The 23,945-nt window shown below is 72.9% G+C and carries 26 protein-coding genes; 14 read left to right on the top strand and 12 right to left on the bottom strand.

The features are described 5' to 3' along the window. Nucleotides 1-6: 6 nt before the first annotated feature. Nucleotides 7-1,161, bottom strand: coding sequence for an RtcB family protein (locus KME79_RS20330; RefSeq protein ID WP_148031371.1), 1,155 nt, complete (start codon nucleotides 1,159-1,161; stop codon nucleotides 7-9). A 148-nt stretch (nucleotides 1,162-1,309) separates the two neighbouring features. Here KME79_RS20330 and KME79_RS47035 point away from each other — a divergent pair, with 148 nt between their 5' ends. The 5 genes from KME79_RS47035 (at nucleotide 1,310) to KME79_RS20305 (ending at nucleotide 4,984) form a co-directional block, all read left to right on the top strand. Next, nucleotides 1,310-2,107: a phosphotransferase enzyme family protein gene (locus tag KME79_RS47035; protein ID WP_219545760.1), complete on the top strand. Its 798-nt coding sequence runs from the start codon at nucleotides 1,310-1,312 to the stop codon at nucleotides 2,105-2,107. A gap of 70 nt (nucleotides 2,108-2,177) precedes the next feature. Then, nucleotides 2,178-3,167 (top strand): GTP 3',8-cyclase MoaA, encoded by a 990-nt coding sequence (gene moaA / locus KME79_RS20320; RefSeq protein WP_219545759.1) that lies wholly within the window; start codon nucleotides 2,178-2,180, stop codon nucleotides 3,165-3,167. Further along, on the top strand, nucleotides 3,167-4,177 hold the full coding sequence (locus KME79_RS20315) for a P1 family peptidase (protein ID WP_219545758.1): 1,011 nt from the start codon (nucleotides 3,167-3,169) through the stop codon (nucleotides 4,175-4,177). Before moaA ends, KME79_RS20315 begins: the two co-directional genes overlap by 1 nt. Beyond that, nucleotides 4,174-4,743, top strand: coding sequence for a molybdenum cofactor guanylyltransferase (gene mobA / locus KME79_RS20310; RefSeq protein WP_219545757.1), 570 nt, complete (start codon nucleotides 4,174-4,176; stop codon nucleotides 4,741-4,743). The genes KME79_RS20315 and mobA overlap by 4 nt, the downstream gene beginning before the upstream one ends. Then, nucleotides 4,727-4,984, top strand: a complete 258-nt coding sequence (locus KME79_RS20305; RefSeq protein ID WP_148031375.1) for a DUF6457 domain-containing protein — start codon at nucleotides 4,727-4,729, stop codon at nucleotides 4,982-4,984. Before mobA ends, KME79_RS20305 begins: the two co-directional genes overlap by 17 nt. 315 nt (nucleotides 4,985-5,299) lie before the next feature. On the opposite strand, the gene KME79_RS20300 is transcribed toward KME79_RS20305, so the two are convergent. After that, the gene (locus KME79_RS20300) at nucleotides 5,300-5,614 is read right to left on the bottom strand and encodes a DUF3099 domain-containing protein (protein ID WP_148031376.1); all 315 of its coding nucleotides are present in this window, start codon (nucleotides 5,612-5,614) and stop codon (nucleotides 5,300-5,302) included. Between the two features lie 99 nt (nucleotides 5,615-5,713). Here KME79_RS20300 and KME79_RS20295 point away from each other — a divergent pair, with 99 nt between their 5' ends. Then, the gene (locus KME79_RS20295) at nucleotides 5,714-5,926 is read left to right on the top strand and encodes a dodecin (RefSeq protein ID WP_148031377.1); all 213 of its coding nucleotides are present in this window, start codon (nucleotides 5,714-5,716) and stop codon (nucleotides 5,924-5,926) included. Nucleotides 5,927-6,163: 237 nt separating this feature from the next. On the opposite strand, the gene KME79_RS20290 is transcribed toward KME79_RS20295, so the two are convergent. After that, a complete protein-coding gene (locus KME79_RS20290) occupies nucleotides 6,164-6,967 on the bottom strand; it encodes a nucleotidyltransferase domain-containing protein (protein ID WP_219545756.1) in 804 nt (267 codons plus the stop codon). Between the two features lie 570 nt (nucleotides 6,968-7,537). On the opposite strand from KME79_RS20290, the gene KME79_RS20285 reads away from it, so the two are divergent. After that, nucleotides 7,538-8,539, top strand: a complete 1,002-nt coding sequence (locus tag KME79_RS20285) for a linear amide C-N hydrolase (protein WP_219545755.1) — start codon at nucleotides 7,538-7,540, stop codon at nucleotides 8,537-8,539. Here the strand turns inward: KME79_RS20285 and KME79_RS20280 are convergent. Together KME79_RS20280 and KME79_RS20275 are read right to left on the bottom strand one after the other, a co-directional pair. Continuing rightward, entirely contained in the window at nucleotides 8,523-9,893 is a 1,371-nt protein-coding gene (locus KME79_RS20280) for a metallopeptidase TldD-related protein (RefSeq protein ID WP_308248987.1), read from the bottom strand. The genes KME79_RS20285 and KME79_RS20280 overlap by 17 nt on opposite strands. Beyond that, nucleotides 9,890-11,383, bottom strand: coding sequence for a TldD/PmbA family protein (locus KME79_RS20275; RefSeq protein ID WP_219545754.1), 1,494 nt, complete (start codon nucleotides 11,381-11,383; stop codon nucleotides 9,890-9,892). The genes KME79_RS20280 and KME79_RS20275 overlap by 4 nt, the downstream gene beginning before the upstream one ends. Before the next feature lie 77 nt (nucleotides 11,384-11,460). Between KME79_RS20275 and fabG the strand changes: the two genes are divergently transcribed. Together fabG and fabI are read left to right on the top strand one after the other, a co-directional pair. Further along, nucleotides 11,461-12,156 carry a 3-oxoacyl-ACP reductase FabG gene (gene fabG / locus KME79_RS20270; RefSeq protein ID WP_148031381.1) on the top strand — a complete coding sequence of 232 codons (696 nt, stop codon included), beginning with the start codon at nucleotides 11,461-11,463 and terminating at the stop codon, nucleotides 12,154-12,156. 1 nt (nucleotide 12,157) lies between these two features. Then, nucleotides 12,158-12,922 carry an enoyl-ACP reductase FabI gene (fabI, locus tag KME79_RS20265; protein ID WP_148031382.1) on the top strand — a complete coding sequence of 255 codons (765 nt, stop codon included), beginning with the start codon at nucleotides 12,158-12,160 and terminating at the stop codon, nucleotides 12,920-12,922. 3 nt (nucleotides 12,923-12,925) lie between these two features. Here the strand turns inward: fabI and KME79_RS20260 are convergent, their stop codons facing one another. Together KME79_RS20260 and KME79_RS20255 are read right to left on the bottom strand one after the other, a co-directional pair. Next, entirely contained in the window at nucleotides 12,926-13,807 is an 882-nt protein-coding gene (locus tag KME79_RS20260; protein WP_219545753.1) for a hypothetical protein, read from the bottom strand. Nucleotides 13,808-13,931: 124 nt separating this feature from the next. After that, nucleotides 13,932-14,879: an aldo/keto reductase gene (locus tag KME79_RS20255; protein ID WP_148031384.1), complete on the bottom strand. Its 948-nt coding sequence runs from the start codon at nucleotides 14,877-14,879 to the stop codon at nucleotides 13,932-13,934. A gap of 65 nt (nucleotides 14,880-14,944) precedes the next feature. Here KME79_RS20255 and KME79_RS20250 point away from each other — a divergent pair, with 65 nt between their 5' ends. From KME79_RS20250 to mshC, 5 genes are read left to right on the top strand one after another with little or no spacing between them, the layout of a single operon-like run. After that, on the top strand, nucleotides 14,945-15,631 hold the full coding sequence (locus KME79_RS20250; RefSeq protein ID WP_219545752.1) for a histidine phosphatase family protein: 687 nt from the start codon (nucleotides 14,945-14,947) through the stop codon (nucleotides 15,629-15,631). Between the two features lie 9 nt (nucleotides 15,632-15,640). Then, the gene (locus KME79_RS20245; RefSeq protein WP_219545751.1) at nucleotides 15,641-16,189 is read left to right on the top strand and encodes a DUF3090 domain-containing protein; all 549 of its coding nucleotides are present in this window, start codon (nucleotides 15,641-15,643) and stop codon (nucleotides 16,187-16,189) included. Further along, complete coding sequence (locus KME79_RS20240) at nucleotides 16,186-16,950, top strand: SCO1664 family protein (protein ID WP_148031387.1); 765 nt, start codon at nucleotides 16,186-16,188, stop codon at nucleotides 16,948-16,950. The genes KME79_RS20245 and KME79_RS20240 overlap by 4 nt, the downstream gene beginning before the upstream one ends. 23 nt (nucleotides 16,951-16,973) lie before the next feature. Then, a complete protein-coding gene (locus tag KME79_RS20235) occupies nucleotides 16,974-17,624 on the top strand; it encodes an NRDE family protein (protein WP_219545750.1) in 651 nt (216 codons plus the stop codon). A gap of 10 nt (nucleotides 17,625-17,634) precedes the next feature. After that, nucleotides 17,635-18,858: a cysteine--1-D-myo-inosityl 2-amino-2-deoxy-alpha-D-glucopyranoside ligase gene (mshC, locus tag KME79_RS20230; RefSeq protein WP_219545749.1), complete on the top strand. Its 1,224-nt coding sequence runs from the start codon at nucleotides 17,635-17,637 to the stop codon at nucleotides 18,856-18,858. On the opposite strand, the gene KME79_RS20225 is transcribed toward mshC, so the two are convergent. The 5 genes from KME79_RS20225 to KME79_RS20205 are packed head-to-tail and all read right to left on the bottom strand — an operon-like array spanning nucleotide 18,855 to nucleotide 23,944. Further along, the gene (locus KME79_RS20225) at nucleotides 18,855-19,814 is read right to left on the bottom strand and encodes a UDP-glucuronic acid decarboxylase family protein (RefSeq protein WP_219545748.1); all 960 of its coding nucleotides are present in this window, start codon (nucleotides 19,812-19,814) and stop codon (nucleotides 18,855-18,857) included. The genes mshC and KME79_RS20225 overlap by 4 nt on opposite strands. Then, the gene (locus KME79_RS20220) at nucleotides 19,811-20,686 is read right to left on the bottom strand and encodes a glycosyltransferase family 9 protein (RefSeq protein ID WP_219545747.1); all 876 of its coding nucleotides are present in this window, start codon (nucleotides 20,684-20,686) and stop codon (nucleotides 19,811-19,813) included. Before KME79_RS20220 ends, KME79_RS20225 begins: the two co-directional genes overlap by 4 nt. Then, nucleotides 20,677-21,351 carry an SDR family oxidoreductase gene (locus tag KME79_RS20215; protein ID WP_219545746.1) on the bottom strand — a complete coding sequence of 225 codons (675 nt, stop codon included), beginning with the start codon at nucleotides 21,349-21,351 and terminating at the stop codon, nucleotides 20,677-20,679. Before KME79_RS20215 ends, KME79_RS20220 begins: the two co-directional genes overlap by 10 nt. Beyond that, complete coding sequence (locus tag KME79_RS47030) at nucleotides 21,348-23,399, bottom strand: PfkB family carbohydrate kinase (protein WP_308248986.1); 2,052 nt, start codon at nucleotides 23,397-23,399, stop codon at nucleotides 21,348-21,350. The genes KME79_RS20215 and KME79_RS47030 overlap by 4 nt, the downstream gene beginning before the upstream one ends. Continuing rightward, nucleotides 23,396-23,944, bottom strand: coding sequence for a D-sedoheptulose-7-phosphate isomerase (locus KME79_RS20205; RefSeq protein WP_219545745.1), 549 nt, complete (start codon nucleotides 23,942-23,944; stop codon nucleotides 23,396-23,398). The genes KME79_RS47030 and KME79_RS20205 overlap by 4 nt, the downstream gene beginning before the upstream one ends. Nucleotide 23,945 lies beyond the last annotated feature (1 nt).

The raw sequence follows: 23,945 nt of genomic DNA, 5'->3' as shown, positions 1-23,945 counted from the left end.
TCGTACTCAGCCCTTGTAGTTGAAGACCTGCCGCAGCGTGTGCTGCACGGTGACCAGGTCCTTCTGGTCGTCCATCACCCGGTCGATCGGCTTGTAGGCCTCCGGGTGCTCGTCGACCAGCGCGGCGGCCCGGTCGGCGTTCCAGGTACGGCCGCCCATCGCCGCCTTCAGCGACCTCGCCGACAGCTCGCGCTTGGCCTGGGTGCGCGACATCCGCCGCCCCGCCCCGTGCGCGCACGAGTGGTAGGAGTCGGCGTTCCCGCGCCCGCGCACGATGTACGACTGCGCGCCCATCGAGCCCGGGATGACGCCCTCGTCGCCGGTGTCCGCCTTGATCGCGCCCTTCCTGGTGATCCACAGCCGCTTGCCGTGGTGCGTCTCCAGCTGGGTGAAGTTGTGGTGGCAGTTGATGGTCCGCACCCTCCGGCCCGTGCCGACGACCTGGAACAGGGCGTTGACCAGCACCTTGTCCATGCGGGCCCGCGAGGCCATGGCGTAGTGCTGCGACCAGAGCATGTCCTCGATGTAGGCGTCGAACTCCGGCGTGTTCTGCACCAGGTAGGCCAGCGCCGGGTCCTCCAGGCCGATCGCCTGGCGCTTCATCAGGTTCTTCGCGCCGGTGATGTGCATGGTGGCGAGCTGGTTGCCGATGCCGCGCGAACCCGAGTGGAGCACGGTCCACACGCGGTCGCGCTCGTCCAGGCAGACCTCGACGAAGTGGTTGCCCGAGCCGAGGGTGCCGAACTGGCGGGCGACCTTGGTCTCCTGCTCCCGCGTCAGGCTCGTGTGCGGGTGGCCGAGCTCGCTGAGCGCCCGGTCGACCGACGGGTCCTGGTGTCCCTGGCCGACGCCGGCCGGGATGCGGCGCTCGACCAGCGACATCAGGGCGGCGAGCGTGTCGGGCAGGTCGGCGGCGGTCAGCGTGGTCTCCGTGGCGACCATCCCGCAGCCGATGTCGACGCCGACGGCGGCCGGGATGATCGCGCCCTCGGTGGGGATGACCGAGCCGACCGTCGCGCCGATGCCGACGTGCGCGTCGGGCATGAGCGCGACGTGACCGGACACGATCGGCATCCGGGCGGCGCGGGCCGCCTGCTCGATCGTGCGGTCGTCGATCTCGCTGGCCCAGGACAGCAGGTTCGGGGCGGGCTGGTTCGGCATGGCGGGAAACTCCTTGATCGTCCTTGATCCAGTCTGCCCTGGAACCGCCGCTCCAGCCCACTCATTTACGCCGGCACGGAATATGGGACGGTTAATTGAGCTTGTTACGATCATCCTGTTACGGCCCTTTACGGGTGGAGTGTGAGCTGTGCGGCCTGACCCGACCGGATCCACGACCGAGGAGATCCTCGCGGGCGGTGGCGTCAACGTGGTCGTCCGCGTCGGCGACACCGTGCGCAGGCCGGCCGGTCCGTGGACGCCCGCCGTGCACGCGCTGCTCGGCCACCTCGCCGCGCGCGGCTTCACCGGCGCGCCCCGCGCCCACGGCCTCGACGGGCGGGGCCGCGAGATCCTCGACTTCGTCCCCGGCACGGTCGCCTGCGACCCGGTGCCCCCGTACGTGCGCGACGACGCCACCCTGCGGGCCGTGGCCGGCCTGCTGCGCGCCTACCACGACGCGACCACCGGCTTCACGCCGCCCGGCGACGCCGCGTGGTACTTCCCGCCGCGCGAGCCCGCCGAGGTCGTCTGCCACGCCGACATCGCCCCGTACAACTGCGTCTTCCGCGACGGCGCGCCCGTCGCGTTCATCGACTTCGACACCGCGCACCCCGGGCCGAGGCTTTGGGACGTCGCGTACGCGGCCTACCGGTTCGTCCCCCTGACCGCCCAGGGCCACGGGGAGGCGCCCACGCCCGTGCCCGAGCAGGCGCGGCGGCTGGGGCTGTTCTGCGACGCGTACGGCCTCGCCGCCGCCGACCGCGCGGCCCTGACGGACGTGGTGGGGGAGCGCCTGCACGGCATGGCGCGGCTGATCCGCGAGAAGGCGGCGGCGGGCGATGCCGCCTTCGCCGCCCACCTGGCCGGCGGCCACGACGCGCTGTATCTCGCCGACGCGGCCCACGTGGCACGCCACGCGCTCGTCCTCCAGGAGGCCGTACGGTGATGCGCCGTTTTGAGACCGGACACAAGGCGGACGTAGGCTGTCCCTTTGGCGACCACGGGAGGTGACGCCCATGCTGCGTGACTCGTTCGGGCGGGTGGCTACCGATCTTCGGGTGTCCCTCACGGACAAATGCAACCTGCGCTGCACCTACTGCATGCCGCCGGAAGGGCTCGACTGGCTGCCCAACGCCCAGCTCCTGACCGCCGACGAGGTGGTCAGGCTCGTCACCATCGGCGTGGAGCGCCTCGGCGTCACCGAGGTCCGCTACACCGGAGGCGAGCCGCTGCTGCGCCGGGAGCTCGCCGACATCGTGGCCCGCACCACCGCGCTGCGGCCCCGGCCGCAGGTGTCGCTCACCACCAACGGTATCGGCCTGGCCCGCATGGCGGACGCGCTCGCCGGCGCCGGGCTGGACCGGGTCAACGTCTCCCTCGACACGCTCGACCGCGACACGTTCAAGCGGCTCGCCCACCGCGACCGGCTGCCCGACGTGCTCGACGGCCTGGCCGCCGCGCACCGCGCCGGGCTGCGCCCGGTCAAGGTCAACGCCGTGCTCATGCGCGACGTCAACCAGCACGAGGCGGTGCCGCTGCTGCGCTGGTGCCTGGAGCAGGGCTACGAGCTGCGCTTCATCGAGCAGATGCCGCTCGACGCGCAGCACGGCTGGAGCCGCGCGAACATGGTCACCGCCGACGAGATCCTCGCCCTGCTGTCCGGCTCCTTCGAGCTCACCCCCGACGACGTGGAGGAGCGCGGCAGCGCGCCGGCCGAGCGGTTCCTGATCGGCGGCGGGCCCGCGCGGGTCGGCGTGATCGGGTCCGTCACCCGGCCGTTCTGCGGCGCCTGCGACCGCGTGCGGCTCACCGCCGACGGCCAGATCCGCAACTGCCTGTTCGCCCGCGAGGAGTCCGACCTGAAGTCCGCCATGCGGGCGGGGGCCACCGACGACGAGCTGGCCGAGCGGTGGATCGCCGCCGTCGCGGGCAAGCGTCCCGGCCACGGCATCGACGACCCCTCCTTCCTCCAGCCGGCCCGCCCCATGTCGGCGATCGGCGGCTAGTGCGGGCCCGCGACCTGGGCCTCGCCACCGGTGACAGCGGCCGGCACAACGCGATCACCGACGTGCCCGGCGTGGGCGTCGGGCACGTCACCCTCGTCCGCGACCCCGCCGTCCGCACCGGCGTCACCGCCGTCGTGCCCGGCGGGATCGGCCCGCACGCGCCGCTCCCCGCCGGGCTGTTCACCGGGAACGGCCACGGCAAGCTCGTCGGCGCCACCCAGCTGTCCGAGCTCGGCCTGCTGGAGTCGCCGGTCGTGCTCACGGCGACCCTGTCGGCGTTCCGCGCCGCCGACGCGCTGGTGACCTGGATGCTCGCGCAGCCGGGCTGCGCCGGCGTACGGACCTTCAACCCGGTGGTCGGCGAGTGCAACGACGGCCACCTGTCCGACATCCGCGCCCGCCCCGTCACCGAGGCCCACGTCCTGCGGGCCGTCGCCACGGCCACCGGCGGTCCCGTCACCGAGGGCTGCGCCGGCGCCGGCACGGGCACCACCGCCCTGGGCTTCAAGGCCGGCATCGGCACCGCCTCCCGTCTGCTGCATGCCGCGGGCGAGCAGGTCACGCTGGGCGCCCTCGTCCAGGCCAACTTCGGCGGCACCCTCCGCCTCCACGGCCGCCCGATCACCCCCTCCTCCCTGGGCCTCCCCGGCGAGCGCCTCCCTCCAGCCGGGCCGGAGGAGGTGGGCTCCTGCATGATCGTCATCGCCACCGACGCGCCCGTGGACGCCCGGCAGCTCACCCGGCTGGCCAGGCGGGCCGTCTTCGCGCTCGGCCGGGTGGGCGCCGACTACAGCCACGGGAGCGGCGACTACGCCATCGCCTTCACCACCCGCACCGGGCACGCCCCGATGCCCGACCACGAGCTGAACCCGCTGTTCGGCGCGGCCATGGACGCCGTCGAGGAGTCCGTGCTGAACTCCCTGCTCGCGGCCGAGACCACCACCGGCGCCGAGGGCCGCACCGCCCACGCGCTCCCCGGGCCGCGTCTTCTGGAACTCCTGAGGACATGACCGCGTACGGTGGAGACGTGTTCGACGCGGTGATCCTGGCGGGCGGCAGGGCGGAACGGCTGGGCGGGGTGGACAAACCCGGCCTGGAGGTGGGCGGCACGCCGATGGTCGGCAACGTCGCCGCCGCCGCCCGTGAGGCCGGGCGCGTCGTCGTCGTGGGACCTGCCAGGGCCATCCCGGGCGCCGTCTTCGTCCGCGAGGACCCGCCGGGCGCCGGGCCGGTGCCCGCGCTCCGGGCGGGGCTCGCCGAGGTCACCGCCCCCTGGGTGGTCCTCCTCGCCGGCGACCTCCCGTTCCTGGCCCCCTCCCACCTCTCCACCCTCCTGGCGCATACCGTCGCAGGGCGTGGGGCGGTCGCCGTGGACGGGGAAGGACGCGAACAGTGGCTGCTCGGCGTCTGGGAGGCCGCCGGGCTGCGGGAGGCGCTGGCGGCCTACGAGGGGCGGTCGCTGCGCGGGCTGCTGGCGCCGCTCGTGGGGCGGCGGGTGCCGCTGCCCCGGCAAGCCTGGTTCGACTGCGACACCAGGGACGACCTGGAGGAGGCTCGGAATGAACGTGCTGGCTGAGTGGACCGCGCTGGCCTGCGAGGAGCTGGGCATCGACCCGGCCAGGGTGGACCGCGACCAGATCCTGGAGCTGACGAAGGAGGTCGCGCACGGGGTGGCCAGGCCGGCCGCGCCGCTGACCGCCTACCTGCTGGGGCTGGCCCAGGGCGCCGGGACCGCGCCGGAGGAGGCGGTGGAGCGGCTGACCGCGCTGGCCAGGAATTGGGGCCAGACCACAACCGAGACGCTGACCGACCGCTGACACTGGAACGAACTCGTGCAGTCAAGCCCCGCCCGACCCTGAAGATTCGCTGTGAATTGTGGGGCTGGCGGGGTGTAAACGATTTCGGGAAAGCGGCCCTATCCGACTGCGAAGCCGGCTCGTGAACAGATCATCAGCTTCGAAAGTTTTGCCGGGAAAAGGGCGACGCCGGGTGGTTACGGGGGCAAACCACCCGGCGTCGCTTCATCGGCGTTCCGACGGGGGCCCGGAACGCCGGCACCAGCACTCCGACGGGGGACCGGAGCGCTTGGCTAAAGCGTACACCTACAACCCGTGGGATGCGTCAAGACTTAGTCACGACCCGATCTCGCGTCGGTGCATCGGTATCTCGCTTTGGTTAGCTTCCGGGGTCTGAAAGGTGGGAGGTGGGGCGTCCTTGCCACGCTCATTGGCCCCGATAACCGCTATGTACGGCAAAAAGACCGCACCGGCGATGAACAGCAGCTTGTACGGCCACGGCAGCGGCACCACCACCGCCAGGATCAGGCAGATCGTGCGGATGCCCATCTTGATGAGGTAGCTCCGCTCCCGGCGCCGGATGTCGGTGCTCAGCGAAGGCCTGGCGTCCGTGACCGTGTGGACCGCCTGCTTCCTGCGCCAACTCCTCATACCCCCCACGTTAGACCTCGGACGGGCCGGCGGCGACAGCGCCCCTGGACGGCACTATGGGTCATGCGATCATGGCCTTGGAGTAAGGAGGATTCGGAGATGACGGATCGTACGTACCGCGTGACCGAGATCGTCGGCACCTCGCATGAGAGCGTCGACCAGGCCATCCGCAACGGCATCAGGCGGGCCTCGCAGACCCTGCGCCACCTCGACTGGTTCGAGGTGACCGAGGTGCGCGGCCACATCGACGCCGGGGAGGTGGCCCACTTCCAGGTCGGCATGAAGGTCGGCTTCCGCCTGGAGGACAGCTAGCACCGTCGAGCCCCCGCGGCTCGACGGCCGCGGGCGATGCGACGAGACGGCGGACGCCACCCGCCCGCGGAACCGCTCATCCTGACGGGCTTACAGGTCGAGCGCGCCCCGGGCCTCCACGGCCGGCTCACCGGCGGAGCGCGTCCCGGGTTTCCGCCATCAGCTCACCGGCGGGCGCGTCTCGGATTTTCGCTGCTGGCTCACCGGCCGAGCGCGTCTCGGGTCTCCGCCGCTGGCTCACCGGTGGAGCGCGTCCCGCGTCTCCGCCACCAGTTCACGCGCCGCGTCCACCGCCGTGGCCAGCGACTCCGGGGTCTCGCCCAGGCCGCCGAGCAGCGCGCGGGCCCGGCGGCCGAACCCGGCGGGGGCGCCCGGCAGTGTCTCCGCGACCGCCAGTGCGCCCTTCTCATTGAGGCACCACCGCCGCTCGGCCGCGAACAGCGCCTGCACCAGCACGCCGACCGCCCGCGACAGGCAGAGCGCGACGTAGAGGGTGTCCGCCCTGCCCACGCCCTTGCCCGCCACCTCCACCAGGAACCCGGCCTCCTCGGCCGCCCCCATCAGCGACTCCCGCAACCGCTCCGGGTACACGGCGGCCTCCCGCCGCAGCCGTCCCAGCTCCCCGTGCGGATCGGCGAGTATCGCGCCGAGCGCCACCTCACCCGCGTAACACGGCGACCAGAACCCCAGCGGATGCCCCACCTGGACACCCACCTCGTAGCGGCCCTCCCGGCAGTCCTCCCACACCCGCCGCACCCGGTCGACGTCGCGCAGGATCCAGTCCACCGCCACGCCGCCGAGCTCCAGCCACGCCCCGCCGTCCACCCACGGCCCCCACCCGCCCGGCCCGGCCACCTCGACCCCGGGCCCCGCGAGCTTCCGCAGCCCTTCCACGTCGAGCGGCGCCCGATAGTAGACGCCCAGATCCCAGTCGGACTCCGGCCGGTGCTCCCCACGCGCCCGGCTCCCGCCCAGCAGCACCCCCACCACCCCCGGCACCTCGACCAGCCGCCCCGCCATCTCCGCCACAACGGTCCGCACCGCTCACCCTCCCCATCCGGCATGGTCATCCAAGATCAAATAGTGTCCATCCTACTTCCGCACTGACACCGACCAGCCTTCGACGCCCGCCACCCGCAGGCCGCAATGGCGCCCCCACCGTCCCAACCCCGGCGACTACCGCTCTGCCGCCACCCGCAATGGCGGCCATCGTTTCGTCCGGATCTCCGCAGGACAGGGACGCATCGACCCGGGGACGGCGGCGGTCGCCTCTCCGGCGGAAAGGGCAGGCATGGGGCCGGTGACTACTTGGCGTAGCCGGTCGTCTTACCGGTGGTGGTGATTCGCCGCATCACGTGCTGACCCGCAACGTGATCAGGTCACCCCGCCGGCCCGGGGGCGGCCCCCTCGTCCGCGGTCGGCGTCAGGGAGGCGGAAGTGGCCTCTTCCTGTCCACGGCGTGCGTCGGGGTGGGGATTCACGCGCCTCCACGACCGGGGGCGTCAGGGGGCGGATCCGGTCACTCCAGCCATGCCTCTCCCGGGCGGCGGGCGATCACGAGAGGCTCTGTAGGGGGTGACAGATGGGGGGAGCGGACGGCACACTTCGGTCATGCGCAGCCGTACCGCGGGGGTGTTGACGGCACTGCTCCTCGTCGCTTCCACAGTGGCGTGCGCGGGGGAGCCGGCGGCGCGGCGGCCCGCGGGGGAGAGCCCGGTGTTACGGCAGAACCAGGACCAGGTCGAGCGGACCGCGGGCAGCCTGCGGCGGCTGGACGACCTGCCGATGTACGAGATGACCTACCACGGCGGCTACGACGCCGAGGCGCCGCTCACCGACGAGGAATTGGCCCGCCCCGACAGCGCCTGGGCGTGCTCGCTGTTCGCCCGCGGCCCCGAGTCGGCAGGCGGCCCGGAGTTCGCCCGCAACTTCGACTGGGATCCGAACGCCGCCATGGTGGTGCACGCCAAGGCCCCCGGCGCGTACGCCTCGATCTCCGTCTCCGACGTCTCGTACGTGCTCGACGGCGGCGGGCCGGACCTGACGGACCCGGGGCACCGGCGGCGGCTCGGCCACGCGGTGCTGCTGCCGTTCGACGGCATGAACGAGAAGGGCCTGGCCGTAGGCCTGGCCCAGACGCCCGACGCCGAGCTGCCCGAACGGACGCCGGGCCGCGCGCTGGTGGGCACCACGCGCATCATCCGGCTGATGCTCGACCGCGCCGCCACCGTGGACGAGGCGATCGCGCTGATGCGCCGCTACGACGTCGAGTTCACCGGCGGGCCGCAGGTGCACTACCTGATCGCCGACCGGACCGGCCGCGCCGTCGTCGCCGAGTACGGCGGCGGCGAACTGCACATCGTCGACGACCGGATCCTCACCAACATCACCATGGCCGGCACCAGCCCGGCCGACCGGCTGTCGGACGCCCGCTACGGCGCCCTGGCCAAGGGCGCCGGCACCGGCGCCGACGCCCTGGACCTGCTACGCCGGGTGGCGCAGCCGCACACCCGCTGGTCGATCGTCTACGACCTGGACGACCTCACCGCCCGGCTGGTCACCGGGCAGCGGTGGAGCAGGGTGCACGAGCTGGCGATCAGCTCGCCTGGCTGACCGTCGACATGTTGAAGTCCGGCACCCGCACGGCGGGCATGACGGTGCGGGTGAAGTAGTCGCCCCACTCACGCGCCAGCGTCTGCCGGGCGCCGCCCACCTCGCTCAGCCGGCCCAGCAGGTCGACCGGGCTCTCGTTGAACCGGAAGTTGTTGACCTCGCCCACCACCTCGCCGTGCTCGACCAGGTAGACGCCGTCGCGGGTGAGCCCGGTCAGCAGCAGCGTCTGCGGGTCGACCTCGCGGATGTACCACAGGCAGGTCAGCAGCAGCCCGTGCTTGGTGGAGGCGATCATGTCGTCCAGCGAGCGGCCCTCCCCGGGGCCCTTCATGATCAGGTTGTCGATGGCGGGCGTCACCGGCAGCCCGCTCAGCTCGGCCGAGTAGCGGGTCTGCAGCAGCGCCTCCAGCCGCCCCTCACGGATCCAGTCGGTGGACGACAGCGGCAGCCCGTTGTCGAACACCGAGCTCTGCCGGCCGGAGGAGTGCGCCGTCACGAACGGCGAGCAGGCGATGCCGTCGGCCGCGGGGTCGCTGGAGAGCGTCACGGGCACCGTGGCGAGCTGCTCGCCCACCCTGGTGCCGCCGCCCGGCCTGGCGAACACCGAGCGGCCGTCCACGGCGTCCCTGGCGCCCGCGGACCAGAAGAGGTAGACCATCAGGTCGGCCACCGCCGTCGGCGGCAGCAGCGTCTCGTAGCGGCCCGCGGGCAGGTCGACCCGCGTCTTGGCCCAGTCGAGCCGCCGCGCCAGCCCGGAGTCGAGGGCGGCGACGTCCACGTCGGTGAAGTCGCGGGTGGCCACGCCGGTCCACGCCGAGCGCTTGAGGTCCTCGGACTTGGCGTTGAGCTCCAGCCTGCCGGTCGGCTGGTCGTGGCGCAGCCGCAGCCCAGCGGAGCTGCCGAGGAAGGTCGAGGTGAGCGTGTGCTCGGCGAACCCGTACAGCTTCCTGCCGCCCGACGCGGCGGCCGAGAACGCCTCGCCGAGCGCGGGCGCGAAGTCCGCGAACACGTCGATGCCGGTCGGCGGCACCGGCTCGTCCCAGGACGGGCTGGCGGGCGCCCCGGACACCAGCTCGCGGGCGTCCTCGGCGGGCCGGGCGTCGCGCGCCGCCGCGTCGGCGGCGGCCACCACGTCGGCGAGCTGGTCAGGGCGGACGGCGGCGCGCGACACCACGCCGACGCCCTGCCCGGCCACCGAGATCACCGTGAGCCGGCTGGAGCGCGCCACCCCGTTGGTGGTCAGCGTGTTGCCGGCGAAACGCAGGTTGGCCGTGGACTGCTCGTCGGCCAGCACCACGCACCCGTCGGCCGTGGAGAGCTCCAGCGCCTTCTCCACCATCTGCTGGGGAGTCACTTTCCGCCCTCCTGAACGGTGTTGAGTATCCGGACGTTCCTGAACAGCGCCGACGGGCAGCCGTGGCTCACCGGCGCGACCTGCCCCGGCTGGCCCTTGCCGCAGTTGAACGCGCCGCCCAGCACGTAGGTCTGGGGCCCGCCGACGGCTTCCATCGACTGCCAGAAGTCGGTCGTGGTGGCCTGGTAGGCGAAGTCGCGGACCTGCCCGGCCAGCTTCCCGTGGGAGATCCGGTAAGCGCGCTGCCCGGTGAACTGGAAGTTGTAGCGCTGCATGTCGATCGACCAGCTCTTGTCGCCGACGATGAACAGCCCGCGCTCCACGCCGGCGATCAGCTCCTCGGTGTCGGGGCCGCCGGGCGCGGGCTGGAGCGACACGTTGGCCATCCGCTGGATCGGGGTGTGGCCGGGCGAGTCGGCGAACGCGCACCCGTTGGACCGGCCGAGCCCCTTCATCAGCGCCATCCGCCGGTCGAGCTGGTAACCGACCAGGACGCCGTCGCGGACGATGTCGAAGCTCTGCCCCAGCACGCCCTCGTCGTCGTAGCCGACGCTGGCCAGCCCGTGCTCGACCGTGCGGTCGCCGGTGACGTTCATCGACGGCGACCCGTACACCAGCTCGCCGAGCTGGTCGAAGGTGGCGAAGCTGGTGCCGGCGTAGGCGGCCTCGTAGCCGAGCGCCCGGTCGAGCTCGGTGGCGTGGCCGATCGACTCGTGGATGGTCAGCCACAGGTTGGACGGGTCGACCACCAGGTCGTAGTCGCCGGCCTCGACCGACGGCGCCGCCAGCTTCTCCGCCAGGTGCAGCGGCAGCGCCTCCAGCTCCGTCCGCCAGTCCCACCCCGTGCCGGTGAGGTACTCGTAGCCGCGGCCCACCGGGGGCGCGATCGTGGACATGTCGTCGAAGCCGGACTCCGACGCCTTCATCGCGTTCAGGCTCGGATGGATCCGCACCCGCTGCTGCGTGGTCGTGGTGCCGGCCGTGTCGGCGTAGAACTTCTGCTCCTTGACCTGCAGCAGCCGGGCCGAGACGTGGTCGGCGCCCTTGAGCAGCCCCGCCGACCAGTCGGCCAGCAGCGCCACCTTGTCGGCCTGCGGCACCTCGAACGGGTCGACCTCGTAGGACGACACCCACGTGGCGTCGGCGTGCACCGGCTCGGGCGCCAGCTCGATCGGCTCACGGTTGATCGGCGCGCTCACCTGCGCCACCCGGACCGCCTGCTCGGCCACCAGCGCCGCGGCCTCCGGCGTCAGCTCGATCCCGGCGGCGAAGCCCCAGGTGCCGCCCTTCACCACGCGGACGGCGTAGCCCAGGTCGTCCGCGTCGGAGGCGCCTTCGAGGCGGGCGTCGTAGAGGCTGAGCGTCTCGGCGCGGACGCGTTCCAGCCGGAAGTCGGCGTGTTCGGCGCCCAGGTCGCGGGCGCGCTGCAGGGCGGCGTCCGCGAGCCGCCGCAGCGGCAGCGCGAGGAAATCGGAGTCGATCTGGCGCATGTCCACGATCCTAACCCCGTGATCTTGTGTCCCCCGGATAAGCGGGTACCGGCGGGTAGCCGATAGCGTCTGGTGTCATGGCACGCTCTGTACTCGTCACCGGAGGCAATCGCGGCATAGGCCTCGCGATCGCCCGTGAACTCGCCGCCGCCGGCGACGCCGTCGCCGTCACCTACCGCTCGGGGGAGCCGCCGGAAGGGCTGTTCGGGGTCCGGTGCGACGTGACCAGCATGGCCGAGGTCGAGGCCGCCTTCGACAAGGTCGAGGCGGAGCAGGGCCCGGTCGAGGTCCTCGTCTCCAACGCCGGCATCACCAAGGACACCCTGCTGGCGATGATGAAGGAGGAGACCTTCACCGACGTCATCGACGCCAACCTCACCGGCGCCTACCGCGTCGCCAAGCGGGCCATCCGGCCCATGATGCGGCTCAAGCGCGGCCGCGTCATCCTCGTCTCCTCCGTGATCGGCCTGCTCGGCCAGGCCGGCCAGACCAACTACGCCGCCTCCAAGGCCGGTCTGATCGGCTTCGCCCGTTCCATGGCCCGCGAGTACGGCTCGCGCGGCATCACGGTCAACGTGGTCTCGCCCGGGTTCGTGGCCACCGACATGACGGCCGAGCTCGACACCGAGGCGATCGTCAAGAACATCCCCCTCGGGCGCCAGGCGTCTCCCGAGGAGGTCGCGCGCGTCGTCCGCTTCGTGGCGAGCGACGACGCCTCCTACATCACCGGGGCCGTGATCCCCGTCGACGGCGGTCTGGGAATGGGGCACTGACGTGGGCATACTCGAAGGCAAGCGGATCCTCGTGACGGGCGTGCTGACCGACGCGTCCATCGCGTTCTCGGTCGCCAAGCTGGCGCAGGAGGAGGGCGCGACCGTCGTCCTCACCGGGTTCGGCCGGCTGAGCCTGGTCGAGCGGATCGCCAAGCGGCTGCCCGATCCCGCTCCGGTCCTGGAGCTCGACGTGCAGGACACCGACCACCTCGACACGCTCGCCGCCCGGGTGGGCGAGCACGTCGAGGGCCTCGACGGGGTGGTCCACTCCATCGGCTTCGCCCCGCAGACGGCGCTCGGCGGCAACTTCCTCAACACCTCGTGGGAGGACGTCGCCACCGCCCTGCACGTGTCGACCTACTCCTACAAGGCGCTCGCGGTGGCCTGCCTGCCGCTCATGAAGGACGGCGGCGCGGTCGTCGGCCTCGACTTCGACGCCACCAAGGCCTGGCCGGTCTACGACTGGATGGGCGTGGCCAAGGCCGGCCTCGAGTCGTGCAACCGCTACCTCGCCCGCGACCTCGGCAAGCACGGCATCCGCGTCAACCTCGTGGCCGCCGGGCCGCTGCGCACCATGGCCGCCAAGTCGATCCCGGGCTTCAAGGAGTTCGAGGACAGCTGGCCCGACAGGGCCCCGCTCGGCTGGGACCTCGCCGACACGGTGCCGGCCGCCCGCGCCTGCGTGGCGCTGATGTCCGACTGGTTCCCGGCCACCACCGGCGAGATCGTGCACGTCGACGGCGGCGTCCACGCGATCGGCGGCTGACCCTCAGGCGAGCCGGTGCCGCCCCGCCGGCTCGAAGGGGATCGACTCGTGCTGCTCGCTCCGGCGCCTGCGCTGCTGCACCACGCGGCTGGCCAGGACCGCCGTGGCGAGCAGCACCACGGTCAGCGTGGTGCCCACCACGTCGGAGGCCTTCGCCACCGGCCGCACCACCGGCTCCCTGCCCACCTGAAGGGGCAGCTTGTCGGTGAACGGGTCCGGCCACAGCAGGTCGATGCGCAGGTCTTCGGGGTCGGCCGCCGGGTCGTCGGTGACCGGCTCCTCGCTGCCGTCGACGGAGTGCGTCTCGCGGGCGGGCGGCTGCGTCGGCCAGGTGGTGGGCGCCGCGTCCGCCTCCTCCCGATCGTCCTCGCGGTCCCGGTCGTCCGGGTCGCGGCGGCGCTCCTCGCGCTCCCGCTCGGGCTCGGGCTCGGGCGTCGTACGCCCGGTGGTCTCGGGCGTGGGGCGGAGCGTCTCCTCCAGCAGGCCCTCGCCCTCGCAGGCGAGGCCCGGCAGGCAGACGTCGCTGAGCGGCTCGGGCAGCAGGGTCTTCTTGGGCTTGGCGGAGGGCTTGGCGTCGGCGGAAGGCTCGGCCGACGAACGCGGCGCGGCGGTCGGCACGGCCTCGCCGACGGTGCCGAGCACCTTGTCGGTGGTCTTGCCGAGTCCTTCGGTGAGAGGTTCGGTGAGCCCGCCGGTCAGCTTGTCGACCGTGCCGGTCACGGCGCCCACGGTGTCGCAGAGGCCGTCGGTCAGGCCCGAGAGCAGGCCGCCCCCGCCGTGCTCGCAGTCGAGGACCTGGGCCCCCGCCGGGGCGGCGGCGACGACGGGAAGCGTCACCATCGACACCGCGAGGATCCCAGCCGAGATCGCGGTTCTGCTCCCCATCCGTCCCCTCCCGCGTCGCTTCCGAGGAAAATCCTTATGGACACAGGCCAGACGACGCAGGGTTTTTCGGGGTAAAGTTGCGATTCGGTATCGACTAGTAACACGCGAGCGAGGCTCTCGTTCGTCATTCGGGGGACGAGACGTCATCAAGGGCCTCTCGGATCTCGATCGGGAGCTCCAGGTCTTCTGCGAGCAGCGTGCCTTTGAGCTGCGCGAGCGTGCGGGCGCCGACGATCGCCGAGGCGACCCCCGGCTGGTCGCGGACCCACGACAGCGCCACCGCCGTCGCCGAGACGCCCAGCCCTTCGGCCGCCGTCACGACGGACTCGACCACGCTGCGGCTCCTGTCGTCGAGGTACGGGCGGACGAAGTCGGCGAAGTGAGGGGTGGCGGCCCGCGAGTCGGCGGGGATGCCGGTGCGGTACTTGCCGGTCAGCACCCCGCGGCCCAGCGGCGACCAGGCCAGCACGCCCACGCCCATGTGGTGGGCGGCAGGCAGCAGCTCGCGCTCGGCGTCGCGGGCCAGCAGGGAGTATTCGGTCTGCACCGAGGTGATCGGCGCCCGGCCCGGGATCACCCGCTGCGTCACCGAGGCCGCGGCGAGCTGCCAGCCGGTGTAGTCGCACACGCCCGCGTAGAGCGCCCGGCCGGAGGAGACGATGGTGTCGACCGCGGCCAGCGTCTCGTCGAGCGGGACCTCCGCGTCGTAGGTGTGCAGCTGCCACAGGTCGACGTAGTCGACGCCGAGCCGGCTCAGCGAGGCGTCGACCGCGGCGATGAGGTGGCGCCGGGAGGCGTCGCGCTGCCGGTGGCCCATCGGCGTCACCACGGCCTTGGTGGAGATCACCAGCTCCTCGCGCGGCACCTGGTCGCGCAGCAGTCGGCCGAGCACCCGCTCGGCGTCGCCGCCGGTGTAGACGTCGGCCGTGTCGACGAGGGTGCCGCCCGCGTCGAGGAACATCCCGAGCTGGGCCGCCGCGTCGTCGGCGTCGGTGTCACGCCCCCACGTCATCGTGCCGAGGCCCAGCCGGGACACCGACAGGCCGCTGCGGCCGACATAACGCTGCTCCATGATCCCGCCAGATTACCGCTCGGGGCCGTGAAACACCGCGACAGACGCCTGCGACACTTGGGTGGATGACGACGCTGCTATTGGCCCGTCACGGGCTGACCGATCTGACCGGGCCGGTCCTGGCCGGCCGCACACCTGGAGTTCACCTCAGCGACGCCGGCCGGGCGCAGGCCGCCGCGCTGGCCGAGCGGATCGCCGGCGTCCGCCTCGACGCCATCGTCTCCAGCCCGCTGGAGCGCTGCCGCGAGACCGCCGAAACCGTCGCCGCGGGCCGCGGCCTGCCCGTCGAGACCGACGAGCGGCTGCTGGAGTGCGACTACGGCGACTGGACCGGGCGCGAGCTGAAGGAGCTGGCCAAGGATCCGCTCTGGCCGGTGGTGCAGGCCCACCCGAGCGCGGCGGTCTTCCCCGGCGGGGAGGCGATGACCGCCATGCAGTACCGCGCCGTCGCCGCCATCCGGGGCTGGAATCGACGTCTGGGGGAGAAGGCTGTCTACCTCGCCTGCAGCCACGGAGACGTGATCAAGGCGATCGTCGCGGACGCGCTGGGGCTCCACCTCGATCAGTTTCAGCGGATAACCGCTGATCCGGCCGCTCTCACCGTTATTCGCTATGCCCCCTTGCGTCCCTTTGTTCTCAAACTTAACGATATGGGGGAATTGAAGCTTTCTGAGGATTCGGAGGAGAAAGACGGGGGAGAAAACTCCACCGGGAGCGATGCCGCCGTCGGCGGCGGGCCCGGGACCACGTAAGGTCAGGCTATGCCGGTCTTCGACTACGACCCGCCGGAGAGGTTCGTGGCGGGCGCCCTCGGCCAGCCGGGCGCGCGCGCCTTCTTCCTCCAGGCCAGGGCCGAGGGCAGACTGACCACGGTCGCGCTGGAGAAACTGCAGGTGGCCGCGCTCGCGGGCAGGCTCGAAGAGCTGCTCGACGAGGTGCTGCGGCGCAGCGGGGGCACCGCCCAGGTGCCCGCCATCGCCCCCGCCGAGCTGGCCGACGAGGGCCCGCTCGACGTCCCGGTCGCCGAGGACTTCCGGGTCGGCACGATGGCGCTGGCGTGGGACCCCGAGAGGTCGCAGGTGGTCATCGAGGCCCAGGAGATGGTCGACGAGGAAGACCTCGGGGCGCCCGAGCCCGCGGTGCTGCGGGTCCGCATCAGCGCCGGCGCCGCCAGGGCCTTCACCCGGCGGGCGCTGGACATCGTCGCGGCGGGCCGCCCGCCTTGCCCGCTCTGCGGGCAGCCGCTCGACGCCGAGGGGCACGTGTGCGTACGTCTCAACGGCTACCGCGGAGGTGAGGCGGCTTCATGACCGCTCCGGAGAGCGAGCCCGCCGTCAGGCCTGCCCTCCCCTCGGCCATGGACGAGGAGGAGACGCTCAAGCTGCTCCGTGACGGCCGCCTGGAGATGGCCGGGCGCCTCGTCGAAGCCACCAACATGACCCTCTACTGCACGGTCAGGCTGGGCGAGCGCGCGGTCGCGTGCGTCTACAAGCCGGTACGCGGCGAGCGCCCGCTGTGGGACTTCCCCGACGGCACCCTCGCCGCCCGCGAGGTCGCCGCCTACGAGGTCTCCCAGGCGACCGGCTGGCACATCGTGCCGCCCACGGTCTACCGCGAAGGGCCGTTCGGGCCCGGCATGTGCCAGCTGTGGATCGACACCGAGCGCGAGATCGACCTGATGCGGCTGGTGCGCAGCCGCAACCCGGTGGTGCGCCGGATGGCGATCTTCGACGCGGTGGTCAACAACGCCGACCGCAAGGGCGGCCATCTGCTGCCGCTGCCGACCGGCCACGTCTACGGGGTCGACCACGGCGTCTGCTTCGCGGTGGAGGACAAGCTCCGCACGGTCCTGTGGCAGTGGCGGGGCAAGCCGCTGTCGCGCGAGGCGGTGGGCGTGCTGGCCAAGCTGGAGCGCGACCTCGACTCCGGTTCGCTGGGCCGCAAGCTGCGCGACCTGCTGACGACGGCCGAGGTCGAGGCGACCTGGAAGCGGGTGCGGCGGCTGCTCGACACCGGCGTGCACCCGTATCCCTTCGAGGGCTGGCCTGCCATCCCCTGGCCGCCCATCTAGAGCAGTTTTGTACGCTTTGCCGCATGTGCACGGTGATCGTGAGAACGGGTCGGCCCCTGACCCTGATGGGCATCAGGGACGAGTTCGCCGACCGCCCGTGGGAAGGCCCGGCCGAACACTGGCCCGACCATCCCGGTGTCGTCGGCGGGCGCGACCTCAAGGCGGGCGGCACCTGGCTCGCGGTCGACCGGCAGGCCCGCCGCGCCGCCGCCCTGCTGAACGGCCGCGGGCTGCCCGCCCCCGAGATCAGCAAGCTCTCTCGCGGAGACCTGCCGCTGCTCGGGGTCTCCTCCGGCGAGATGCCGGACGTCGACCTGACCCGCTACGACCCGTTCCACCTGGTGCTCGCCGGCCTGTCCGGGGCCCGCGTCTTCAGCTGGGACGGGCACCGGCTCGAAGCCGCCGAGCTTCCCGCCGGCACCAGCGTGATCGTCAACACCGGGCTCGACCCCGGCCACGAGCGCGTCACCACCAACCTGCCGAGGTTCGCCGGCGACGCCGACTGGCACGAGCCGCTCCGCGACCCGCCCTCCGACGCCCCCGACGCGCTGATCGTCCGGCACGAGCTGCCCGACGGCCGCGTCTTCGCCTCCCTCAGCGTCACCCTCCTGACGCTGGCGCCGGACGGCGTGACGTACGAGTTCACCGACATGACCGCTGATCAGCACGGATAGGCTCGAAGACATGAAATCGTGGTCCGCCCCCAACGTTCCCAGGCTCCCCGGCGCGAGCGTCCCCCTGCGGCTCTACGACACCGCGTCCCGGCAGGTCCGGCAGACCGATCCCGGGCCGACCGCGAGGATGTACGTCTGCGGCATCACCCCCTACGACGCCACCCACCTCGGCCACGCCAACACCTACCTCGCCTTCGACCTGGTCGGCCGGATGTGGCGCGACGCCGGCCACACCGTGCACTACACGCAGAACGCCACCGACGTCGACGACCCGCTGCTGGAGCGGGCCGAGCAGACCGGCGTCGACTGGCAGAGCCTGGCCGAGCGCGAGACCGACCTGTTCCGCGCCGACATGGAGGCGCTGCGCATCCTGCCGCCCCGCGAGTACGTCGCCGTCACCGAGGTCGTCGGCCGGGTGGCGGAGCTGATCGGCGAGCTGGCCGAGCGCGGCGTCACCTACACCCTCGACGGCGACGTCTACTTCGACGCGGCCGCCGCCCCCCGCTACGGCGAGGTCTCCGGCTACTCGCGGGAGCGGATGCTGGAGCTGTCCGCCGAGCGGGGCGGAGATCCGGAGCGGCCCGGCAAGCGGGACCCGCTCGACTGGCTGCTGTGGCGGGCCGAGCGGCCCGGCGAGCCCGCCTGGGACTCGCGGCTGGGCCGCGGCAGGCCCGGCTGGCACGTCGAGTGCACCGCGATCGCCCTCGACAACCTCGGCCCCGGCTTCGACGTGGCCGGCGGCGGCTCCGACCTGATCTTCCCGCACCACGAGTGCGGCGCCTCCGAGGGGTACGCGGCCGCCGGCGATTGGCCGTTCGCCCGCTTCTACACGCACGCCGGCATGGTCGGCCTCGACGGCGAGAAGATGTCCAAGTCGCGGGGCAACCTGGTGTTCGTCTCCAAGCTGCGGGCCGAGCACGACCCGATGGCGGTCCGGCTCGTCCTGCTGTGCAGGCACTACCGCGCCGACTGGGACTACACCCCTGACCTGCTCGCCGACGCCGAGGCCAGGCTGGAGCGCTGGCGCTCCGCCGTGGCGGTGACCGCCGGGCCGCCCGCGGAGGCGTTGCTGGCCGAGGTGCGCGACCGGCTCGCCGACGACCTCGACGCCCCCGGCGCCGTGGCGGCCGTCGACCGGTGGGCCGGCGAGGCCCTCGACGGCGGCGGTAGCGACCGGGCGGCGCCGGCCCTGGTCCGCGACCTGGCCGACGCCCTGCTCGGCGTGGCGCTCTAGACCGTGATCCGGGCCGGCCGGTGACCGTCCAGCTCGCGGGCGAACCACTCGATGGTGCGCCGCAGCCCTTCACCGGCCGGCACCTTCGCCGTCCATCCGAGCCGCTCGGCGGCCAGCGTGGTGTCCGGCCGGCGCACCTTCGGGTCGTCCTCCGGCCGCTCGACGAACTCGATCGGCGACGCCGACCCGGTCAGCTCCTTGATCATGGTGGCCAGGTCGAGCATGGTCAGCTCGTCCGGGTTGCCGAGGTTCACCGGGCCGTCGAAGTCGCTCTCGGCCATGGCCAGCACGCCCGACACCGTGTCGTCCACGTAGCAGATCGACCGGGTCTGCGAGCCGTCGCCGGTGACGGTGATCGGCTCGCCGGTCAGCGCCTGCCGGATGAACGTCGGGATGGCACGGCCGTCGAACGGCCGCATGCGCGGACCGTACGTGTTGAAGATCCGCACGATGCCGGTGTCGGTGCCGCGCGAGTCGCGGTAGGCCGTGGTCAGCGACTCGGCGAAGCGCTTGGCCTCGTCGTAGACGCTGCGCGGCCCCACCGGGTTGACGTTCCCCCAGTACGTCTCGCGCTGCGGGTGCTCCAGCGGGTCGCCGTACACCTCGCTGGTGGACGCCAGCACGAACCTGGCCCCCTTCTCCCTGGCCAGCCCGAGCGCGTGCAGCGTGCCGACGCTGCCGACGCGCAGCGTCTCGATCGGGTAGCGCAGGTAGTCGGCCGGCGAGGCGGCCGAGGCGAAGTGCAGCACCAGATCCACGTGACCGGCGACGTGCACGTAGCCGGTCAGGTCGCACTCGATGATGCGGAACGACGGACGGTCGACCAGGTGTTCCACGTTGCGCGGCCCGCCGGTGAGGAAGCTGTCCATGCACACCACGTCAGCCCCCCGGTCCAGCAGCCGCTCACACAGGTGGGAGCCGAGGAACCCGGCTCCTCCGGTGACCAGCGCCCTCATGACGTGACCTCCATCGCGGCGTCGACGACCTCGGCTACCTCGATCTTCAGCAGGCCCGGGTCCGGCTGGTCGCCGTGCGGGTCCCCCCGGCTGCCCGCCCACAGCGCCACGTGCCGCCACCCGGGCGGCGGCCCCCACTGCGCCGGGGAGACCGGCCCGAACAGCACCACCGACGGCACGCAGAACGCGGTCGCCAGATGGCCCACGCCGGTGTCGCCGCACACCACCAGGCGCGCCCTGCTCACCAGCTCGATCAGCTCGGCCAGGTCGGTGCGGCCGGCGAGCACCCGATCCGCCGGCAGCCCGGCCAGCTCGGCCACCCTCCTGGCCAGCCCGGCCTCCTCGGCGCTGCCGGTGACGACCACGTCGTCGTCCAGCAGCGCCGCCACCTTCGCGAACCGCTCCGGCGGCCAGCGCCTGGCCGGATAGGCGGCGCCGGGATGCACGATCGCCGGCCCCGTACGGTCGGAGACGCCGAGCGTCAGGTCCTGCGGGTCGGCCGGGATGCCGTACCACCTCAGCAGGTCGCACCAGCGCCGCACCTCGTGCACGCCGTCCTGCCACGGCGGGCCGGTCTCGTAGCTGATCAGCCGTCCCGGCTCGGTACGGCGCAGCGCCTCGATGCTCTGCGGGCCCCGGCCGTGCAGGTTGACCGCCAGGTCCGGCCGCTCGAACGGCACCGGGCCGGGCCCGGACACGTCGATCTGTTCGTCCACCGCGCCGGTGAACGGCAGCAGCGGGCCGAGATAGGCCGGGGTGGCGAGCGTGATCCGGTGCTCCGGATGCGCCTGGCGCAGCGCGCGCAGCGCGGGCACGGCGGTGAGCAGGTCGCCCAGCCCCAGCCCGCGCAGCACCAGGAGTTCTAGGGCCATGATGTCTCCGTGTCCGGGCAGACGACGAGTTCCCTGATCTCGCAGCCGACCGGCCTGCCCAGCGCGAACACGATCGCCTGGGCGACGTCCGCGGGGTCGTTCAGCCCCGCTTCCGGGCCGGGCTTGTACTGCTCGGGCCGGCCGTCGAAGAAGCCCGTCCGCATGCCGCCCGGCACCAGCAGGGTGACCCCCACCTCGCCGCGCAGCTCGACCGCCAGCGCCCGGGTCAGCCCGACCACGCCGAACTTCGACGCGCTGTAGGCCGAGGCGTCGCTCAGCGGGCGCAGCCCGAGCGTGGACGCGCAGGTGACGATCCGGCCGCGGGACCTCTTCAGGTACGGGAGCGCGGCCCGCACGACGGAGGCCGTGCCGAGCAGGTTGACCTTGATTACCTGCTCCCAGTCGTCGGCGGGCACGTCCTCCAGCCGCCCGCACCGGTCGATGCCGGCCGCGGTGACGACCGCGTCCAGCCCGCCGGCCCGCTCGGCCAGCTCGCGGACCGCGCGCTCGGCCTGCTCCCGATCGGCCAGGTCCGCGGTGGCGTGCTCGAAGCGCTGGCTCGGCTCGCGGACGTCGACGACGAACGATCGCCAGCCCTCCTTCTCGACCGCTTCCGCGGTGGCCAGGCCGAGGCCCGAGGCGCCCCCCGTGATCAGTACGTTCATCGGATCTCCTTGATCAGATTGGTTGTCGAACGTCCCGGCAGCAGGTCCAGCACCACCGTCTCGGCGCCGATGCCGGCCAGGACCTCGGATTCGGGCAGCGTGCCGCCCTCGTAGTCGCCGCCCTTCACCCACACGTCGGGGCGGAGCAGCTCGATCGCGCGGACCGGGGTGCCCTCGTCGAACACCAGCACCGCGTCCACGCAGCTCAGCGCGCGCAGGACCTCGACCCGGTCGGTCACGTCCACGATCGGGCGCGACGGGCCCTTGAGCCTGCGCACGGACTCGTCGGAGTTGACGCACACGACCAGCGCGTCGCCGAGCGCGCGGGCCCGCCGCAGCAGGCTGACGTGCCCGGCGTGCAGCAGGTCGAAGCAGCCGCCGGTGGCGATCAGCCGGCCACCGGACGCCCGGACCAGCTCGGCCACCTCGACGGCGGTGCGCGGCCGGTCGCCCAGCTCCTGCTCCTGGACGCGGACGGCGGCCGCGCCGCCGCCGGCGACGAACCGCGAGGCCTCGCCGACGCCCGTGATCACCGCCTCCGCCACGCCGGCCCCGGCCCGCATCGCGAGCGCCGCGGCCCCGGCCAGCCTGTCTCCCGCGCCGCACGGGTCCTGGCCGCTCGCCCGGACCGGCGCCGGGATCTTGAGCATCGTGCCGTCGGCCAGCGCCAGGGACGCGCCCCCGGCGCCCCGGGTGACCACGACCGCGCCGGCGTCCAGCTCCTCCCGGATGGCGCGCGCCGCCCGGTCGGCGCCCGGGAACTCGCCCGGGCACAGCAACCTGGCCTCGGCCTCGCTCGGCGTGATCAGCGCGCATCCCCCTGGCGGCCTGACGCCTCTCGGGTGCGGATCCCACACCACAGGCGCCGCACAGCCGCGCAGCAGCTCCCGCGCCACCGCCGCCACCCCCCGGCCGTAATCCGCCACCAGCACCGCCCCCGCCCCGGCAACCACCTCAACCGCCCGCGCATACCCATCCCCAGCGGCCAAATGTCCCCCCACGACGGCCGTATCCACGCCCCCGGCAGTCACGCCCTGGACACCGGCATCCGGCCCCAACTCCCCCATGTGTCGTTCGGCACCACTGACGCTCCCGCCTGCGGCGGTCACGTCCGTGTCGCGCGTGTTTCCCTTAGCGGCGGTTGGGTCCGATTCCGGCGTGTGTGGGCTGGCGGCACTCCCGCTTCCGCTTGCGGCGGTCAGTTCGGTGTCGCGCACGCTTCTGTCGGTGGCGGTTGGGCCCCCTTCCCGGGTGTGTCGGTCGGCGGTCGTGTTTCCGCCTGTGACGATCACGTCCGCGTCGCGGGCGTTTCCCTTCGCGAGAATTGGGTCCGGCTCCGGGGTGTGTGGGTCGGTGGTCGTGTTTCCGCCTGCGGCGGTCACGTCCGCGTCGCGGGCGTTTCCGTTGGCGGCGGTTGGGTTCGGTTCCGGCTTCTGCGGGTCGGAGGTGGTCACGTTCGCGTGCTGCGGATGTTCGCCTGCGGCGATGGTGCGGCTGTCTGTGTCTTGTGGGGTTTGATCTGTGGCGGGTGTGTGGTCGTCGGCGGGTCGGGCGTGGTGGTCGAAGTGGTCAGAGTGCGGGTCCCTGGTCTCGGGGGCTTCTTGCGGTTCGTCCTGGTGGGCGGGTCCGGTCGTGGGCGCTTCTGGGAAGGGTGGGGCGGTTCCGTCGCCGGTGTCCAGGCGCAGGAGTGTCTGGCCTCCGGCTCGTACGCGGGTCTTGCGTACGGTCTCGCCCCGCAGCGGGAGGCGTACCAGCTCCAGTTCGGCCGACAGCAGCCCGCACAGGCGGCGCCCAGCCGGGTCGTCGCCGATCGCGGTGATCAGCACCACGTCGGCGCCGTCACGGGCGGCGAGCAGCGCCGCCAGCCCCGCCCCGCCGGGACGGGCGTGCTCGGCGGTCACGTCGACCACCGGCACCGGCGCGTCCGGGCAGAGCCGCACGGCTTCGCCGTCGACGTCCACGTCCAGCAGCGTGTCGCCGATCACCACCAGCGGACCCGGCGGCGGGGGACCGCGATGGACGTCCCGGTCCCGCCGTGGATCCGTCACAGGGCCTCCTCGGCCGCGTCGCAGAGCATGTGGATCATGGCGAGGTGCACCTCCTGCACCGTGGCCGTCTCGTCGGCGGGCACGGCGACCGCGTCGTCGCACAGGTCGGCGAGCGGGTTCGGCGCGGGCCCGGTCAGCGCCCACGACAGGATTCCGCGCTCCTGGGCGGCCCGCGCCGCGGCCAGCACGTTGGCGCTGCGGCCGCTGGTCGACAGGCAGACCAGCACGTCGCCCGGACGGCCGTGCGCGTGCACCTGGCGGGCGTAGATCTCGTCCGCGCCGAAGTCGTTGGCGATCGCGGTGAGCGACGAGGTGTCGGCGTGCAGCGGGATCGCCGCGTACGGCGACCGGTCGGCGCGGAACCGCCCGACCAGCTCGGCCGTCAGGTGCTGGGCCTCGGCCGCCGACCCGCCGTTGCCGCAGGCCAGCAGCCTGCCCCCGGCCGCGAGCACGCCCCCGAGCTTGCCGCCCCAGGCGCGGATCGTGGTGGCGTGGTCGTCGACCCTGGTCAGGGCCGTGCGGAGCTTCTCCAGATGCGCGTCCATG

The organism is Nonomuraea harbinensis (genome assembly GCF_019396385.1).
Classification (GTDB): domain Bacteria; phylum Actinomycetota; class Actinomycetes; order Streptosporangiales; family Streptosporangiaceae; genus Nonomuraea; species Nonomuraea ferruginea.
The sequence above is the reverse complement of the archived record's forward strand: the minus strand, read 5'-3'. Positions and strand labels throughout refer to the sequence as shown.

Bases quoted from the DNA above. Each gene is read 5' to 3' on its own strand.
- KME79_RS20330 (WP_148031371.1), bottom strand. From the start codon at position 1,161: ATGCCGAACCAGCCCGCCCCGAACCTGCTGTCCTGGGCCAGCGAGATC.
- moaA (WP_219545759.1), top strand. From the start codon at position 2,178: ATGCTGCGTGACTCGTTCGGGCGGGTGGCTACCGATCTTCGGGTGTCC.
- mobA (WP_219545757.1), top strand. From the start codon at position 4,174: ATGACCGCGTACGGTGGAGACGTGTTCGACGCGGTGATCCTGGCGGGC.
- KME79_RS20305 (WP_148031375.1), top strand. From the start codon at position 4,727: ATGAACGTGCTGGCTGAGTGGACCGCGCTGGCCTGCGAGGAGCTGGGC.
- KME79_RS20300 (WP_148031376.1), bottom strand. From the start codon at position 5,614: ATGAGGAGTTGGCGCAGGAAGCAGGCGGTCCACACGGTCACGGACGCC.
- KME79_RS20295 (WP_148031377.1), top strand. From the start codon at position 5,714: ATGACGGATCGTACGTACCGCGTGACCGAGATCGTCGGCACCTCGCAT.
- KME79_RS20285 (WP_219545755.1), top strand. From the start codon at position 7,538: ATGCGCAGCCGTACCGCGGGGGTGTTGACGGCACTGCTCCTCGTCGCT.
- KME79_RS20275 (WP_219545754.1), bottom strand. From the start codon at position 11,383: ATGCGCCAGATCGACTCCGATTTCCTCGCGCTGCCGCTGCGGCGGCTC.
- fabG (WP_148031381.1), top strand. From the start codon at position 11,461: ATGGCACGCTCTGTACTCGTCACCGGAGGCAATCGCGGCATAGGCCTC.
- KME79_RS20260 (WP_219545753.1), bottom strand. From the start codon at position 13,807: ATGGGGAGCAGAACCGCGATCTCGGCTGGGATCCTCGCGGTGTCGATG.
- KME79_RS20255 (WP_148031384.1), bottom strand. From the start codon at position 14,879: ATGGAGCAGCGTTATGTCGGCCGCAGCGGCCTGTCGGTGTCCCGGCTG.
- KME79_RS20250 (WP_219545752.1), top strand. From the start codon at position 14,945: ATGACGACGCTGCTATTGGCCCGTCACGGGCTGACCGATCTGACCGGG.
- KME79_RS20245 (WP_219545751.1), top strand. From the start codon at position 15,641: ATGCCGGTCTTCGACTACGACCCGCCGGAGAGGTTCGTGGCGGGCGCC.
- KME79_RS20240 (WP_148031387.1), top strand. From the start codon at position 16,186: ATGACCGCTCCGGAGAGCGAGCCCGCCGTCAGGCCTGCCCTCCCCTCG.
- KME79_RS20235 (WP_219545750.1), top strand. From the start codon at position 16,974: ATGTGCACGGTGATCGTGAGAACGGGTCGGCCCCTGACCCTGATGGGC.
- mshC (WP_219545749.1), top strand. From the start codon at position 17,635: ATGAAATCGTGGTCCGCCCCCAACGTTCCCAGGCTCCCCGGCGCGAGC.
- KME79_RS20225 (WP_219545748.1), bottom strand. From the start codon at position 19,814: ATGAGGGCGCTGGTCACCGGAGGAGCCGGGTTCCTCGGCTCCCACCTG.
- KME79_RS20220 (WP_219545747.1), bottom strand. From the start codon at position 20,686: ATGGCCCTAGAACTCCTGGTGCTGCGCGGGCTGGGGCTGGGCGACCTG.
- KME79_RS20215 (WP_219545746.1), bottom strand. From the start codon at position 21,351: ATGAACGTACTGATCACGGGGGGCGCCTCGGGCCTCGGCCTGGCCACC.
- KME79_RS20205 (WP_219545745.1), bottom strand. From the start codon at position 23,944: ATGGACGCGCATCTGGAGAAGCTCCGCACGGCCCTGACCAGGGTCGAC.